Source organism: Lysinibacillus sp. NPDC093197 (genome assembly GCF_044754025.1).
GTDB lineage: Bacteria > Bacillota > Bacilli > Bacillales_A > Planococcaceae > Lysinibacillus.
The window spans coordinates 776,162-792,540 of record NZ_JBIVOH010000001.1 but is presented as its reverse complement, the minus strand read 5'-3'; the positions used below and the strand labels follow the sequence as shown (position 1 = coordinate 792,540).

Sequence of the window (16,379 nt, the reverse complement as noted above, 5' to 3'; positions counted from 1 at the left end):
TTTTATTTCTTTGGGGGCGATTGTAAAAATAGAACAAAAGTAAAATATATTAGCACATTCAACTTTAAACGATTGGGGTAACATTATGAAATACTTTATGTTAGTCAATGATAGAGATATTTCTCCCATTTATTTAGATGGGGTTTTGCACGAAAGCTTTTCTGAAGATAAATATGCAGAAGGAATGAACTATGAATGGAATCGACCATTTTTTGAACAAGTGGAGTTTCCAAAAGATCTTTGCTTAATAACGAGAAGCAAAATTCAATTTGACTATTACGAAAATTTCTTCGGTCATATAATGTCTGGTAAATTTTTATCTTCAATGGAACAAGTGAATGCATTACAGGATTATGTTATAGCTAATTTGGAAGTGGTGAGTACTAAAGGTAAACCAAAAGTAAATGGTTTATTTTTCTTTATAAAATGTATTAGACGACAATCATTAGTAGATTATGAAAGCTCTAAGTTTCTTACAAGAGAAGTGCCAAGCAATGCAAAATTAAAAGTTGGTGGAAATTTTGTTGATAAGTATATTAATTTGGTGTTAAAAGACACTGATTGTGATGTATTTCAATTAAATGATTTAAAACTGGGAAGATACTTGTTTTGTTCGCAAAGATTTAAATCATTGTGTGAAGAGGATGGTATTAAAGGTATTCAATTTATAGATTTAGAGTTAGTGCCTAACTATCTACAATCTATAGTGTAATTAAGGAAAACATTCTATTAACGACATCATTTGTAAGGGGGAGTAATACCCATTGAAAAATAAAAATGAAATATTAATAGAACGAAAAGAAAGTATTATATATCAGTTAGACAGGAATTTGGATTTTGGTAATGGATGGATTGGTGGAAATGCGCCAGCTTTTTTTGATGATAAAAGTGACCTACTTAGTAACAGTGGTAAGGATTATCAATTCTATCTGTGCTTTGTAAATCCTCTAGATAAAAATAACATGATATCTATCTTTATACCAAGCGAATATGAAAATCGTGTTTCAAACAATATTTATCCAAACTGTTCATTGTATATGATTGAGCATCCGATTTCGAAAGAAAGTTTGGATTCACCTTATACTGAAGTTGGAATAGTTAAACACTATATTTCAGAAGGAATCATGGTTAGTGAAGAACAAGCATTTGAAACACCTTTTTTTATTAAATTTGGAGGTAAACCCTTTCATATCCAAGAGGAGAAGTACTATTACACAGAATTAAGAAAAGATGGATATAGTTTTTTCTGTCAAATTGACGAGGATGGTTATCCAGGTGGATTATTCCATACAGGCACAAGCTTACCGTTTGGCTTTGGGGCTGTATATTTGTATGCAAACATAATGGAGGATTCTATTAAAAATCCCGTAGTAGGATACTGGCAATATTCTTAGGGAAGGTGTTAATAATGGCTGAGAGAATTTTAAATAGAAAAGAGCTCATAGAATTGGTAACTAAGATAATGAATGCTGAAGGTAAGAATGAAGAGGAAAATAATCAGTTATTAGTAAGGCTTCTTGATAACGTACTTGATCCAGAAGTAGCTAATTACATTTTCTACGATGATTTACTCCCAGAAGAAGTAGTTGATAAAGTATTGAGTTATAAGCCCATTCAATTATAAGGCTATTCATTGAAATGTCAGGATTTTTTTTAGAAGAAAATCCTAAAATGTGATTCGTGCAATTTAAAAGGAAGTGACTTTACTAAATATTCTTATCAAATAGTAGAAAGAGGAAGTTATGGTGGAAAAAATTTTGGATACCGCAAGTTACGGAATTTGTTTATTTTCCTTAGATGTATTAGGAGATTTTTTGAAAAAAGAAAAAGTGAGGTCGAAAAAACTTTTAAAAAATTTTCAGGATAATCATAAACGTTATTTAACTTCCCTAGCAGAAGGGATTTGGATTCCTGTCTTACCAATAGATTCTATTGAATACGTAATCAAAGTTGAAAATTTTAATCAGTCGTTTGACAATGAATGGGATGAAAAACTAGTCCATCATAACTTCAATATTGAAATTAAAGATTCTTTATGGATTGTTGATATTGGTTCGTTTTATACATTCGATAATAATAAATATTTAGATCAAGATAAAGTATCATATCAAACGTTAGATGGAGAGACATTGTATTCTGGATTTAAATATAAAGTTTCTTCTGGGAAATATTTAGTATCCATAAAGGGCTATGCACGTAAGAAAAGATTAGAATATCCTCATCCGAATTTTGGGTATTTATTTACACTTGTTAAAGTAAATGACTTTGTTGGGTTTAATGATCCACGTGAAGATGAAATATATAACTTTAATGTGGCGAATATGGATTAATTCTTGCAAAAAACCTATTTTAGCATTTTAAAAGCATAGCAGCAAGAATCTTAATAATTGGAGTTTTTTGCGACACATTTCTGTAGAATATTTATTCATGTTTTCAATGTTATGGGCAGGTTAAATTGGCAAAATATTATTCAATACGTTAGAGATGGGGGTAAATATTTTGAATAATTTTATGATTTTAAATGACAAACTTACGTCACCTACTTTCTTAGATGGGGTAATACATGAACATTTTGATGAAACAAAGTATTACGAAGGAATGGGTTATAATTGGAATCGTCATTTTTTTAACAAAGATGAATTTCCTAAAGAGTTGTGGCTAATAACAACAAGTAAAATTGAATTTGACTATTATGAAAGTTTTTTAGGTCATATTGTTGAAGAACAGTTCTTAAATCTAATGATTGAGTCGAAATCACAACAAGAGTACGTCTTAGCAAAACTAAATATAGTTAACACCAAGGGAAATGCAAAAGTAAAGAAAAACAAAAACTATTATTTTATTAAATATTATGATGGTATTTCATTAGTGGATTATGAGAAATCGGAGTTTATTTCTAGAGAAGTACCTAAAAATAAAATTTTTAAATCGGAAGGTTCCTTTGTTGAAAAATATCAGAAAATAGTTTTCAAAAATACAGATTTTGATGTCTTTCGTTTAAAAGATCTAAGATTAAGTTCATACATATTTTGTTCAGAAAAATTTAAGCAACAATGCATTGCACAAAAATTAAAAGGTTTGAAATTTATTGAATTAAATGACGTGGCAAAACATGTTAACTCTCATTAGGCAACAAATATAGAAACAAAGAGAACGGTTGAATAAAATTCCGTTATCTCGAGAGTACATAGACTCAGATAAACTAAAATGTAGGAGTTGATATTATGTCAGTAGAAATTACTTATAAAGATGTTGAAAATGAATCCATTGTGCCACGGCTTGGCGGATATAGCTTCTTGCCCCCAAATATTGATTGGCCATTAAATCCAAATGGAGAGAAATTAATACTTATATTATCTTTGCCAACAAACTTTCTTAATAAAGCACTAAATTTCAACTTACCAAAAGAACACTTTTTATCTGTTTTTACAACCTATAATCAGAATGATTATTTTTTAGATTTAATCACTTTTCACGGAGATAAAGACGAATTAGAAAACATTAAACAGGGATTTACAAAGGTTTTATTACACAAAACTGGTGAAATTCGAAATGAATCAAATTTTTTAATACCTGCACAAGAGTTCATTTACGGCGATAAATTGAAATTGAATTATGAGGAATTTGATGGTGAAAATTTAGATGATAAGGAGATTTACTGTGGTTCATTAATAGGCAATAAAGCATCATTGTTACAAAAAGAAGACCTAGGCTTAGACAATTATCAATTTTGCCTACAAATATATGGCGGTGATTTCCCAGAGGAATTTCGAGATATATTTAGCCTAAGTGATTCTACTGGATATTTATTTTTAAATAAAAATTACAATGAGAATGACATAGGTGTTTTTTTTACTCAATGTACTTAAAAAGTTATCCTTTAGTTTGAGGTGGTATATATGCTTTACACAAATGGGAATTAAGGAGAAACACTGCGAAAACATTGGATGGTGCAAGTGTTGAAGATGTAATTGACAATGTATATGAGTAATTAAAAAATCCATCAATCGACCATTTACTCCAAGCGTTTATTTATTATTTGAAGTAATTTTAATTTGTGTATCATACTTAAAAAGAATAGCATCAATCTTTCATAACCAAAATCAAAGGAGGTACCATTGTGAAAAAACTTGACGCTGAATTTAAATATTTATTGGATATGTACGAAGATTCTTATTATCCATCGTTTTTAGTGGATAAAATTAAATCAAACATTATTAAAGTAGTTCATTTTATTGAAGAAGGCAATCATTCGGTTGAGGAGGTTCAGGAAAAGTTAGATGAAATGACTGTAGCAATCAATGAACTTCAGGATGAGTTTTATCAAAATAATAGTGAAATTGAAACTGTTGCACGAGATTCTATCGCAATAACAGTAGAAGAAATTTTGCAATATTTCGAGATTGATATAGATATTGAAGAAGCTTTAAGAGAAAGAGATTGGTGAAATATAAAAAATGTGAAATCACTCTTTTTCTTTTTTTATGTTTTTGACCTTTTCAAAAGGCGAGTGATATACCACTCGGACGATTAAACCAATTTCACTTATAAAAAAATCCAAATAATGCACTTGATTGCCTAATACGCAACAAGTGTTTTTTTATTTTTACAATACATGACTATATTCATCTCGTTTGAGTTTAAATTTTTTTCGATTAAAGAGGGATTTAGAAATAGGGAAGTTGTTAAACAGTGCAAAAAATCAAAAAAATTAATTTTATAGAAAAAACCAATATTGTATAATGAACGTAAATTTTAATATATTCATTGGGAGGTCAATATGTCAATTAATACTAACTTTAATCAGCAACATTCTACTTATGTATCTGTGAAAAGATTTAGTAGCGCTAATCCATTACTTGCTACATCAAACCAAAACAATGACAAAAGCATTAAAAAATTTGCACTTCAACAGCATGACACCGTTTCTATTTCCAGTGAAGCAAGAAATATGCTACTGGCAGCAAGTGGAGCCTAAAAATGAAAATTAGATTTGATCTTGAAGATAATGATGTATCGGTTCTTCCAAATAAAAACGTACATGCAGATTTTTTATCTCGACAGCTATTTAGAAGTAATTGTACTTGAAAATAATAAAGAAACTTTACTCTTCTCCACAACGATACACAGTACAATTATTATTACATTCAGTCGACAATTATTAGAGTTATATCAAACAGGTAAGAAACTCATTCTTGATACTTTTGGTAATGCGAACGTCTATACCTTTAAAAAAGCTGGAAATAATGTAATTATTACAAATTTTAGTGTGTTTTCTAATTCAGAAGAATGGCAATATACATTTGAGTTTAATGCATTTATGAAGGCTTATACGAAAGGGTTACGACAACATTTACAAAATTTAATAGGAAAAGATGCGAATATTGTAAAACGTCCAGACTTTATCCTATTGAAGGAAAGATTAAAGGGTTTAGAAGAGGTTGTCTACGGGAAATAATTCGAGAAAAAAGAAAAATGAAAATTAGATTTGTTCTTGAAGATGGAATTTCGTGTCTTGAAAATAAACATGTGCATTCGGACTTTTATCTTATTAGTGGCTACAGTTAAATATGACAGTTCAAAATTAGTGTGGCAATTTAAAAGAAGACGTGAACAAATTATTGTATATAGGTATTAAGAAAACAAGCAAGAGGAAATAAATCTTTTGCTTGTTTTTAATGTTTATTTCTAGCAGTGAAAAAGTAAAGAAAGATAGCGTCACTGAAATTAATTTAATGTGTCACTTGATAAATAATCGTATTAGCATGAATCTAGTTTATCTCTGTTTCTCTTCAAAAGTAAAATCTTTTCTTATTCATCGGAAACACAAAGGAATACCTTCTATAAAAATAATAAAAAAGTGATTGACAAAACCTCGTAGGATAACTAGACTAACTTTAGTGATAATGATTATCATTATCGTGTAGTTGTTATTTTAGATGATGCTTAGAAAGTGAGGTTGCATTTTATATACAACTGAATCGATTGGTAGTGGCTGATAGAAAGATTCCCACAATCGTTTTCATATTGAACAAGCTATTGGTAATATTTCGCGTACAAATAAGCCAATATGTTAGAAATTATATTTATATTACAAAATGTTTAAAAGTTTAAAAGGGGATTAAGTAATGAAAAAATTGTTATTACCAATGTTTATGATGGTTGTATTAGTACTTGCTGCGTGCGGCAATAAGGAAGAACATTCGAAGAAAGATGAGGAAGCAGTTAAAGAGGCTTCTTCGTCGGAAACAATTACCTATCAATCTGAAACAGGTCCAATTGAAGTACCAGCTAATCCAAAGCGTGTGGTAGTGTTATCATCATATACTGGGGATTTACTACAACTTGGTGTGAATATTGTAGGTGTGGATGCTTGGGAAGCGAATAATCCAAACTTCCAAGATGACATTAAAAATGCAGTGGTAGTTGAAAATACGGATATTGAAAAAATTATTGAGCTGGATCCGGATTTAATTATTGGGTTAAATAATATTGAAAATGCTGAGAAGATAGCAGAAATCGCTCCAACCGTATTATTTACTTATGGCAAAGCAGATTATTTACAACAATTTATCGAAATCGGTAAAGTGGTTAATAAAGAAAAAGAAGCAGAAAAATGGGTAGAAGATTTTAAAGCACGTGCTGCAGAAGTAGGTAAGAAAATTAAAGAAAAAATCGGTGAAGATGCCACAGTTACGGTTGCAGAAAGCTTTGATAAACAATTGTATTTGTTTGGTGATAACTGGGCTCGTGGAACTGAAATTTTGTATCAAGAAATGGGCTTAAAAATGCCTGAAAAAGTGAAAGAGGTTGCCTTAGAGCCAGGATATTTCGCAATTTCACAAGAAGTATTAGGAGAATACGCTGGTGACTATATTATTTTAAGTGTACCAGATGACCAAGATTCTTCATTTATGAATACTTCATGGTTTAAAGATATAGATGCTGTGAAAAACGGACATTTATATAAAGCGAATGCAAGCGCATTTTACTTTAATGATGCAAAAACATTAGATTATCAATTAGATTTCTTTGAAGAGAAATTTTTACAATAACCAATAGGAAAAGAGCAAGCACATTTACTTGCTCTTTTTCATATGTAATGAACCGACTATTATGCAAAGCTCTACTTTTAATGATAATGATGGCTCCTACTGTACGAAATGAAGGTTCGTATAGTAGGAGCTTTTGTAATATTATTTACATTCTTCTTTTCAAATCAATGATTTTTAGATAACGCAACAATTGAAAGAGAAAAGCGAGCACATTTTCTAACTACTGAATAGGTGAGAAATTTGCATCATGCCAATCTTATATACTTAAGTATTATTGCAAAAAGTAATGTAATATCAATATATTACTATTTTTTATTTTACAATAAGGAGGATTTACACCTTTTTGAAATATTCTATAAAACGAAAGAAATTATAGAAATATGACCGATATAAACAATAGATGTATGAAGGAGGTATAAAATTGAATAAAAAATTATTTATCACAGTGGCAGCTATTCCTGCGGTTCTTATTGTCCCAACAGTTGCGGGAGCGGCGGAATCAGAAGTGACAGTGACAGGTGAAAATATGGTGAATGGAGTTTTAAAAGCTTCTATAGAAAATTTACCAGCCAATACAATTGTTAAAGGTTATCAATGGTATTATGTTGAAAATGCTACGGGCGAAAATGGAACGAATAACGTTACGAATAAACCGATTTCTGGTGCAACTACTTCATCCTTTACCGTTCCAGTAGATGCTGCGGGGAAAACAATTTTTGTAGAAGCTATTACAACGACAGATAATCGATATAAGAGTGCAACACGAACAATTAATACATTACAACTTGCGATTACAAAACCAGAATTTTTAATTGCTTCAAAGTATATTGTGCCTGGGGAAGAAGTAAAAGTTACAGTCGATGTTACTGATAGTGCAGGAGCAAAATTACAAAGTAGTCAAATTACATATAGCTACCAATGGTTTTATAAAGTTGGTGATTCTTTCACAATTATTGATGGAGCAACTAGTGGTACATATACAGTCCCAAAAAATGCTTTAGAAGAAAATATAAAAGATATTATGGTTAGGGTCAAAGCAAAAGTTGGTACAGCTATTGTAGAATCAGATTTTTCAGATGAGATTACAGTATCAAATGAACCAACAAACACAATGATTAATGAAATTAAAACAGTGCTTAAAAATGACCATCAATATAATATCTCAAGTCTAGCTTCATTTAAAGCTGATGTTACGGCGTTAGAGGCTAAGTATCAGGCATTAACAGCACCTGCAAAGGCTAATGTGACAAATTATGATGTTTTGAAGCGAGCACTTGCTGATATAGATCTATTGAGCAAGTTAAATGAGAAAGTAGATAAGGTTAATGAAGTTGATGAAAAGAACCTAACACAATATTTAAAAGAAATTGAAGAGACTTATGATAAGTTGGATTTATTACAACGCAGTTTAGATATCAATGATGCTTTATATAATAGTATTAAAAACATATTGAAAAATCCAACTGATATCGATGAATTTAAGGAAGTTAGAAGATTAAATCAAGAAATCGTAGCGTTATTAGCATATGAAAATTCTCTTGTTAAGTATGTACCAACGAACATAAAATCGTTACAAACGGCAGTTGAAACAATAGAAAAGGATATAGCAAAATTATCTCAAAATTATCGTTCAGCTGTTCAAAATCAAACAATTTTAAGTGATGCAAAGCAGGATATAAAAAAGGTTGAGCAATTTATTAAACTTTTCGATAAGTTGTCACCTAATAATACACCTAGCAAGCAAGTGACGACAGCGAAGTCGATACGTACGGCTTATGAAAAGCTAACATATAAACAATTACAATTAGTACCAGCCAATTATGTCACTACATTACTTGAAGCAGAAAACGCAGAAGACAGTCAAATTGATAGATTAAATTCAGAAATCGACAGCTACGTTGGTGATGCAGAAGACATGTACCCAATAGATCCGTCCGTACATTCTTGGCAAAGTCATGTTACGAATGTAAACCGAATCATTAATGAATATAAAGGGCTAACGAAAACTTCGGCTGCTAAAATTATCGGATATGATCGCATTGTAACGTTGCAAAAGGATTTAAAAACAGCAGAAAAAGTAATAAAAGAAATGGACGCATATAAAAAGCTATCCGAGGTTTCTGGTGTGGCAGAAAACAAGCTTAATTCAAGCTATACTAGTACGTTAAAAGCTTATAATAAGTTAACTAGCTTGCAACAATCACTCGTTTATAGTGCAGATGATTTTTTATTAAATCCACCAAATGTTACGGTTGATGGAAACGGTAAGGTACCTGCTGATAAGGGTGCCGCAGAAGCTTTGAAAGCAAACGTTGCAAAGCTTGCTGACGTTACAAACTTTACATTTGCCCAATATGAATCGGCTGTTAATGCAGCGACCGTGACATATAAAAGCCTATCTTCTCCAGCACGAAAGTATGTAACAAACTATTATTTATTAACAGCTGCTAGCAAAGATCTTTCTGGAGTAAAGTCATTCCATAAAAAAGTACAAACTGCACGAGAAGAAACAGATGTTACAAAACAAGCTAAAAAAATTCAAACCGTACAAACTGCTTATGCTAAACTACCTGCCAACCAGCAGCATTTAGCGAAACAGCAATACGAAGATTTACTCAACAATCGTTTAGTGGATGGCAATGCACCAGACATAGTGGATTTGAATAAGGCAATTGCTAATATCATTTCTAACGATATATATACAGTTTCAAAAGAAAAAATAATGGAGCTTTCCTCACAATATAATAAGTTAAGCGCTAATGATAAAAAACGTATTACGAATGCTTCGATTTTAACTGCGGCAGTTTCAGATGTAAAAAAAGTAGAGACATTCATAAAGCAGTATGAAAAATCATTTATTAGTAATCCAACAACAGTGATTAAGGCTTTTGCTAAGCTATCTTCAAAACAAATGAGTTTAGTTAGTTCAGAAATCCGACAAGCTATTATTGATAAAGAACAAGGACAACAACAATCGAATGAAATTGCTTTGAAATTAATTGAATCCATTAATTCACTGCTTATTAATGGCGAATATATTGATGATTTAGAAACGAAGGTAAAAGAAATTCGTACAACATATGATGCCCTTGGTACTTCCGAAAAAAATATTGTAAAAAATTATTCGAAGTTAACACAGGCAGAGAGTGACTTGAAAAAAGTTGCAGATGTTCATGCGCTCTATGTACCTGCTACTGAAGGCAATGAAGCGGCTCGTAAAGCATGGCAAAATGCATATGCTAAGCTTTCCAAGAAATTAGAAATCCTTTATAATAAAATGTATACAACTGATAAATAATAAACAATGCCCCGGATAATTTTCTATTATTCGGGGTTTTCATATAGTAGAAAATCTGCGTATTACACTGAAAATATTGCTATCATTTGTCCAAACAATCTAATTTTCGCTATACTATTTACAGTTAAATGGTTTAAGCAGCGAGAATTCCTTAAGAAAAAGTGCAGTTTGTTAATAGAAAGTAGGAAGTTATGATGTATAAAATAGGTGTTGTTGGACCAATTAAATCTGTTGAAAAAATCATCGAAATGGCACAAGAAATAGAACGGGATATGGAGTTTATTCCATATATTTACGGCGTTGCTACTGAAACAAAACACATTGTAGAGACTCATAATCAAGATGTTGATTTTTGGCTATTTTCAGGATACATACCTTATACAATTGCGAATCAGACAAGCATTTCAAAGGATAAGCTTGCGCATATTATCTTTTCTGAGGCGGCCATCTATAAAGGCTTTTTAGAGCAAACTTATAAAATGAAGAAATTTATTGAGCATGTAAGTGTTGATATTATCCCTTCGCCTGCACAAATGGCATCAGAAGGGTTAGATGAAATTGAAAAAAGCGTGAAAAAAATGTATTTAAAAGAATTTGATGTCGCTATTGATCCAAAGGAATTATTTAATTTCCATTATGAGCTATGGCAAGATGGAAAAATTGATTTTGCGATTACATGTTATCCATCGGTGGATGAACAATTGCAAAAAATGGGCGTTCCTTCACATTGGGTTTCACCAACAAAGACTGAAATTTATCATACAGTACAATTGTTTACTGAAAAAATCAAAACGTCCTATTATAAAGAAACACAAATTGGTGCTGTGATGCTCGAAATAAAAGATTTCGATTCATTGAAGGAACGAATGAAGCAAGGCTATCGTATACAGTATCTAGAATTACGAATGAAGGAAAACTTTCTGCAATTATGTGAACAGATTGACGGCTCTCTAATTGAGGAAGGGAATGGAAGGTATACAATCTTTAGTACAAGGGGAGCAATTGAAGGGCACATACAATTTATTACAGAAAAAATGTATCAATTGTCTATTGAATTGGATGCCAAGGTTACAGCGGGGATTGGTTTTGCACAGACTGTCTTTAATGCGGAATTAAATGCGCATCGAGCTGTACGACAAACGAAAGAAAATGATTCCATCGATATTGTGATGATTCAAGAAGATGGAACTATTATTGAATCCGTTGGGAATACCGAAGAGCTCTCCTATTCCTATCGAGCAGATGATCCTGAAATACTTGAAAAATTAAAAAGGGGTGGTGTCGGCATTAAAACCTATACAAAAATACTGGCACTCGTCCAAAAAATGCGATGGAAGCATTTTACGACAAAGGATTTAGCTACACAGCTTCAAATGAGTGAGCGAAATGCGCAGCGTATCGTTGCTGATTTGTGTAATGTCGGTTTAGCAAAAATGTGCGGTGAGGAATTACAGCATACACGTGGCCGACCAATTAAAATCTATCAGCTTGTCATGCAACAGTCTACTTATTAAATTTATATTTATTAATGTCCCAAACCATTTAATGGTTTTTGGGACATTTTTTGTTTTATAGATAGATACTACAAGTAAATCACAATAAAAAATTTTTTGTGATTTTTATTTACTATGAGCATGCTAGAAATGTAGATAAAACAACGGTTTTTTTGTTACGACTATTGCATCTTGTACCCATTTATCCCTCGACTATCTATTAAAAATTTTCAAAAAAATATTGTCAGATCTTAATAATTTGATTATTATACGAATATATAACGAAAATGTCGCTATATAAAGGGGATATTTATTTTAATAGATAGGGAGAGGTGGAAAAGTAGTAATGGTTTGCAAAAAAATCGTGGTATGGGAAATATAAAAAATTACACACCTTTTGCCTATACTATCGATTACAGCATAACTGGTATTAGATGTTTCGTGAAACATGGGAGGGATATGGATGACAACAAATGAAATGACAAAAAAATCTAGAAATATTATACTGGCGCTATTATTTTTAGGATGGTCGTTGGGGAATTTAGATCGTTACATTATGAACTACGCAGTTGTAGCAATTACAGGGGATTTAAGCTTAGATGCGTCTTCTACAGGAATTATTTTAAGCGCTTTCTTTTTAGGCTATGCGATTATGCAAATTCCTGGTGGTTGGTTAGCAGATAAATTTGGTGCGAAACGAATTTTATTAATAGCTGTCATTATGTGGTCCATCTTTACGGGCTTAACTGCTATAGCATGGTCTTTAGCAGCAATGATTGTTATTCGATTTTTATTCGGAATTGGTGAAGGTGGATTCCAGCCAGCAAGCTCTAAAATCATTGCAACTGTTTTCCCTAAAGAAGAAAGAGGGAGAGCAATGTCGATTATGCTTACCTCGGGAGGCATTGTATCGTTAATCGTTCCACTTCTTTCTGCTTATTTATTAGGAACAATTGGCTGGCGTATGATGTTCATTATTATCGGCTTAATAGGGGCATTTATCGCCTTTCTGTACTGGAAATACATTAAACTTCCACAAGAGCAAACTGTATCAACAGGTAGTGTTGAAGATGGGAAAGTTACTACTAAAGTTAGCTTTAAGGAGCTATTTAAAACGCCACTTATGTGGAATTTAATTATTGCTTATTTTTGTATTTACGCAGTGAACTGGGGATTAGTATCATGGATTCCAACTTATCTTCAAAAAAATCGTGGACTTGATTTGATGTCGATTGGTTGGGCACAAACAATTCCAGCGATTACAACAATTATTGGTGTTTATGGTAGTGGTTTTATTATTGATAAGCTACCACGTGGAATGGACAAAATTTTAGGTTCCATTTCTTGTGCAGTTATTGGAATTTTATTGTATTTAATGTTTACAGCAGAATCTGTGACATTATTTATTGGCTATCAAACTGTTGTGTCGATATTTATTGCATTTGTTATTACATTACTACCTGCCATTGTCTTGAAAAAATTACCATCATCTATTACAGGTTCGGCAATGGGGGTTGCCAATACTGGCGGTCAATTAGCCGGATTTGTAACACCAATGGCTATCGGCTTTATGGTTGATGCGTTTGACGGTTCTTTTGACGCAGCCTTTTGGATGCTAATAGGATTTGCAGGCATTTGTATTATTTCACTACTAACGTTAAATGATCAAAAAGGAAAACTATTGAATTTATAAACGTCATTGGAGGAGAAAATATGAGTATTCATGAAAAAATATCTTCGTTAATTGAAGCAAAAAGTGAAGCTAGTGTAGCATTGAGCAATGCGATTTGGGCGGTGCCTGAACTGCACTTTCAAGAGAAAAAATCTGTTCAGTATATGAAAGCTGCATTAGAAAAAGAGGGCTTTGCTACAGAAGTTGGCGTTGCTGGGCTTGAAACGGCACTCGTAGCAACATTCGGTTCTGGAAAGCCTGTTATTGCATTTCTAGGTGAATATGATGCACTCCCAGGCTTGAGTCAAAAGGGTGGGGCTACACATTATGAGCCACTAGAGAATGGTGGAAGTGGTCATGGTTGTGGACATAACTTATTAGGAACAGGTGCATTTGCTGCTGCTGTTGCGGTGAAGGATTACTTAGAGCAAAATAATCAATCAGCGACGATTCGATTTTATGGTTGTCCAGCAGAGGAAAATGGTTCGGGGAAAGCTTATATGGCGAAGGCGGGTATTTTCGATGATGTCGATATTGCAATATCTTGGCACCCTGGTACTTTTTCATCGGTCATGACTTGTAGCTCTCTAGCAAACTATGCAGTAACTTTTAAGTTTACGGGGAAAAGTGCACATGCTGCCGCTGCACCACATCTTGGCAGAAGTGCTTTAGATGCTGTTGAGCTCATGAATGTTGGGGTAAACTATTTACGCGAACACATTATTCCAGAGGCGCGCTTGCATTATGCGGTTACAGATTCGGGCGGAACATCTCCGAATGTTGTCCAACCATATGCGGAAGTAACTTATTTAGTAAGAGCACCTAAAAAACAACAAGTACAAGAGATTTATCAACGTGTTGAAAATATTGCGAAAGGTGCAACGTTGATGACGGGAACTTCGGTGGAGATTGCCTTTGAGGGAGCTGCATCCAATCTTATTCCAAACAAAACACTGTATGACGCAATGCAAAAACAAATACTTGAAATTGGTATGCCAACTTATACAATAGAAGATGAGCAGCATGCGCAAGCTATTTTTAATACGTTTAGCCCTGAAATTCAAGCATCATCATTAGTTGGTCTAAAAAAAGAAGATGCGATGCAGTTAAAAGATAAAGTCATTGCAGATCACATCCCAAGTGTCCTACCAGAATTTATCATGGGCGGATCAACAGATGTAGGAGATGTTAGCTGGATTGTTCCAACTGTTCAATGTACAACTGTTTGTATGGCACTAGGTACACCGCTTCATACTTGGCAGGTTGTATCACAGGGCGTCATGCCGATTGCACACAAAGGAATGCTACAGGCTGCCAACATTATGGCTTGCACAGCAGTTGAATTAATAAATAATCCTGTGCTTATTGCAGAAGCTAAAAAAGAATGGAAGGAACGCCTAGATGGGGAAATGTATGTTTCATTAATCCCAGAAGGAACAAATCCTCCAAAGCGTTAAATAGAAAATAGAGTCTTCGTAGATTTACTATGAAGGCTCTGTTTTTCCCTAGTTAGGGAAAAGATGATAGCCTTCATCTAAGAGAGGAGAATAGCAAAATGCTTACAAATCATACAAACAACAAATATGATAATCCGCATCAACTTCTTGTAGCTGAGTGGGTGAAGGAGTTTCGACCATTTGCACAAGAAGGTAATTGTGCAAGCTATATTCCAGCATTAGCTCAAAAAGATCCTCATCATTTGGCCATTTCGATTATTGGACCAAATAATGACGAAATTAATGGAGGGGATACAACTGAACTTTTTACCCTTCAAAGTGTTTCGAAAGTTGTAACGTTTATTTTAGCGTGTATGGACCGAGGATTATCTTATGTTTTAGAGCGAGTAGATGTTGAGCCTACTGGTGATACCTTCAATTCAATTATTCGCCTTGAAAGTCATCAACCTGGAAAACCGTTTAATCCGATGATTAATGCAGGAGCCATTACAGTTTCCTCGATGCTTGCTGGTAATTCCCCACAAGAGAAAGTTTCAAAAATCCTCTATTTTTTAGAGAAAATTGTTGGGAAGAAATTAAAGGTGAATGAAGAGGTTTTTCAATCTGAATGGCACACCGCCAATCGCAATCGGTCATTAGCGTATTATTTAATGGATTCAGGCTTTTTAGATTGCCCTGTAGAAGAAGCATTGGAAGTATACTTGAAGCAATGTGCAATTGAAGTAAATGTTTCAGATTTAGCGATGATCGGTCTAGTTATCGCCAATGATGGCTATCATCCGCTATTACAAACACAGCTGTTTCCAAAGCAAGTGGCAAAACTAGCAAAGGCATTGATGGTGACGTGTGGTATGTATAATGCCTCAGGTAAATTCGCTGCATTTATAGGTTTACCCGCTAAAAGTGGTGTCTCGGGCGCCATTGTTGCGGCAGTTCCAAGTCACGCAAGCTTAGGTTCACCTTTCCCTGCTGGTTGTGGTATTGGCATATATGGACCTGCTATCGATGAAATCGGCAATAGTGTCGCCGGAGTAAAATTACTAAAGCATGTTGCGACAGAGTGGAGCATGAATATTTTTTAATGAAAAAAGACTGTAGATTAGCATGAAGCTTTATCTACAGTCTTTTTTTATAAAATTTAAAAGTAAAGAACTACTGCCATTGATTTCCGTTACGTGCGTGCGCTTTCTGTGGGCACACAAGTAAGCCGCTGGAGTCTATTTTTTTGAAAATAGCTTTAATTGATTACCAATAGAAATGAATCGCCATGCTTTATAGTTGTACTAGAGGGATGGTAGTTTTAAAATTCATATGCCTTTTGAAGTCTTGTTTGATTAATGACTTTTTCTTTTGTAGTGTTTCATTGAGTTATGCCAAGCTTGATTTGAATGCTTGCGGAGTGAA

The 16,379-nt window shown here is 33.1% G+C and carries 15 protein-coding genes; all 15 read left to right on the top strand.

Features of this window, described 5'->3' with window-relative positions; all coding sequences use genetic code 11:
* The first annotated feature begins 85 nt into the window (after nt 1-85).
* The 15 genes from ACIP9G_RS04050 to ACIP9G_RS03980 all read left to right on the top strand — a co-directional run bounded on the left by ACIP9G_RS04050 (nt 86) and on the right by ACIP9G_RS03980 (nt 16,057).
* A complete protein-coding gene (locus ACIP9G_RS04050; protein ID WP_401017537.1) occupies nt 86-712 on the top strand; it encodes an Imm43 family immunity protein in 627 nt (208 codons plus the stop codon).
* A 52-nt stretch (nt 713-764) separates the two neighbouring features.
* A complete protein-coding gene (locus ACIP9G_RS04045) occupies nt 765-1,394 on the top strand; it encodes a hypothetical protein (protein WP_401017535.1) in 630 nt (209 codons plus the stop codon).
* 14 nt (nt 1,395-1,408) lie between these two features.
* The gene (locus ACIP9G_RS04040; RefSeq protein ID WP_401017534.1) at nt 1,409-1,624 is read left to right on the top strand and encodes a hypothetical protein; all 216 of its coding nucleotides are present in this window, start codon (nt 1,409-1,411) and stop codon (nt 1,622-1,624) included.
* A gap of 118 nt (nt 1,625-1,742) precedes the next feature.
* Entirely contained in the window at nt 1,743-2,330 is a 588-nt protein-coding gene (locus tag ACIP9G_RS04035) for a hypothetical protein (RefSeq protein ID WP_401017532.1), read from the top strand.
* A 169-nt stretch (nt 2,331-2,499) separates the two neighbouring features.
* A complete protein-coding gene (locus tag ACIP9G_RS04030; protein ID WP_401017530.1) occupies nt 2,500-3,129 on the top strand; it encodes an Imm43 family immunity protein in 630 nt (209 codons plus the stop codon).
* A gap of 95 nt (nt 3,130-3,224) precedes the next feature.
* A complete protein-coding gene (locus tag ACIP9G_RS04025; RefSeq protein WP_401017528.1) occupies nt 3,225-3,869 on the top strand; it encodes a DUF1963 domain-containing protein in 645 nt (214 codons plus the stop codon).
* 251 nt (nt 3,870-4,120) lie between these two features.
* Entirely contained in the window at nt 4,121-4,447 is a 327-nt protein-coding gene (locus ACIP9G_RS04020) for a DUF5713 family protein (protein ID WP_401017526.1), read from the top strand.
* A 333-nt stretch (nt 4,448-4,780) separates the two neighbouring features.
* Nucleotides 4,781-4,978 (top strand): hypothetical protein, encoded by a 198-nt coding sequence (locus tag ACIP9G_RS04015; RefSeq protein WP_401017523.1) that lies wholly within the window; start codon nt 4,781-4,783, stop codon nt 4,976-4,978.
* 63 nt (nt 4,979-5,041) lie between these two features.
* A complete protein-coding gene (locus tag ACIP9G_RS04010) occupies nt 5,042-5,458 on the top strand; it encodes a hypothetical protein (protein ID WP_401017521.1) in 417 nt (138 codons plus the stop codon).
* Nucleotides 5,459-6,128: 670 nt separating this feature from the next.
* Nucleotides 6,129-7,055 carry an iron-hydroxamate ABC transporter substrate-binding protein gene (locus ACIP9G_RS04005; RefSeq protein WP_401017519.1) on the top strand — a complete coding sequence of 309 codons (927 nt, stop codon included), beginning with the start codon at nt 6,129-6,131 and terminating at the stop codon, nt 7,053-7,055.
* Nucleotides 7,056-7,476: 421 nt separating this feature from the next.
* Nucleotides 7,477-10,353: a hypothetical protein gene (locus ACIP9G_RS04000; RefSeq protein ID WP_401017517.1), complete on the top strand. Its 2,877-nt coding sequence runs from the start codon at nt 7,477-7,479 to the stop codon at nt 10,351-10,353.
* A gap of 191 nt (nt 10,354-10,544) precedes the next feature.
* Nucleotides 10,545-11,867 (top strand): hypothetical protein, encoded by a 1,323-nt coding sequence (locus ACIP9G_RS03995; RefSeq protein ID WP_401017515.1) that lies wholly within the window; start codon nt 10,545-10,547, stop codon nt 11,865-11,867.
* 442 nt (nt 11,868-12,309) lie between these two features.
* A complete protein-coding gene (locus ACIP9G_RS03990; protein WP_340823824.1) occupies nt 12,310-13,539 on the top strand; it encodes an MFS transporter in 1,230 nt (409 codons plus the stop codon).
* Nucleotides 13,540-13,559: 20 nt separating this feature from the next.
* Nucleotides 13,560-14,975 carry a M20 family metallopeptidase gene (locus tag ACIP9G_RS03985; protein ID WP_401017513.1) on the top strand — a complete coding sequence of 472 codons (1,416 nt, stop codon included), beginning with the start codon at nt 13,560-13,562 and terminating at the stop codon, nt 14,973-14,975.
* Nucleotides 14,976-15,073: 98 nt separating this feature from the next.
* Entirely contained in the window at nt 15,074-16,057 is a 984-nt protein-coding gene (locus tag ACIP9G_RS03980) for a glutaminase (protein ID WP_401017511.1), read from the top strand.
* The last annotated feature ends 322 nt before the right edge of the window (nt 16,058-16,379 follow it).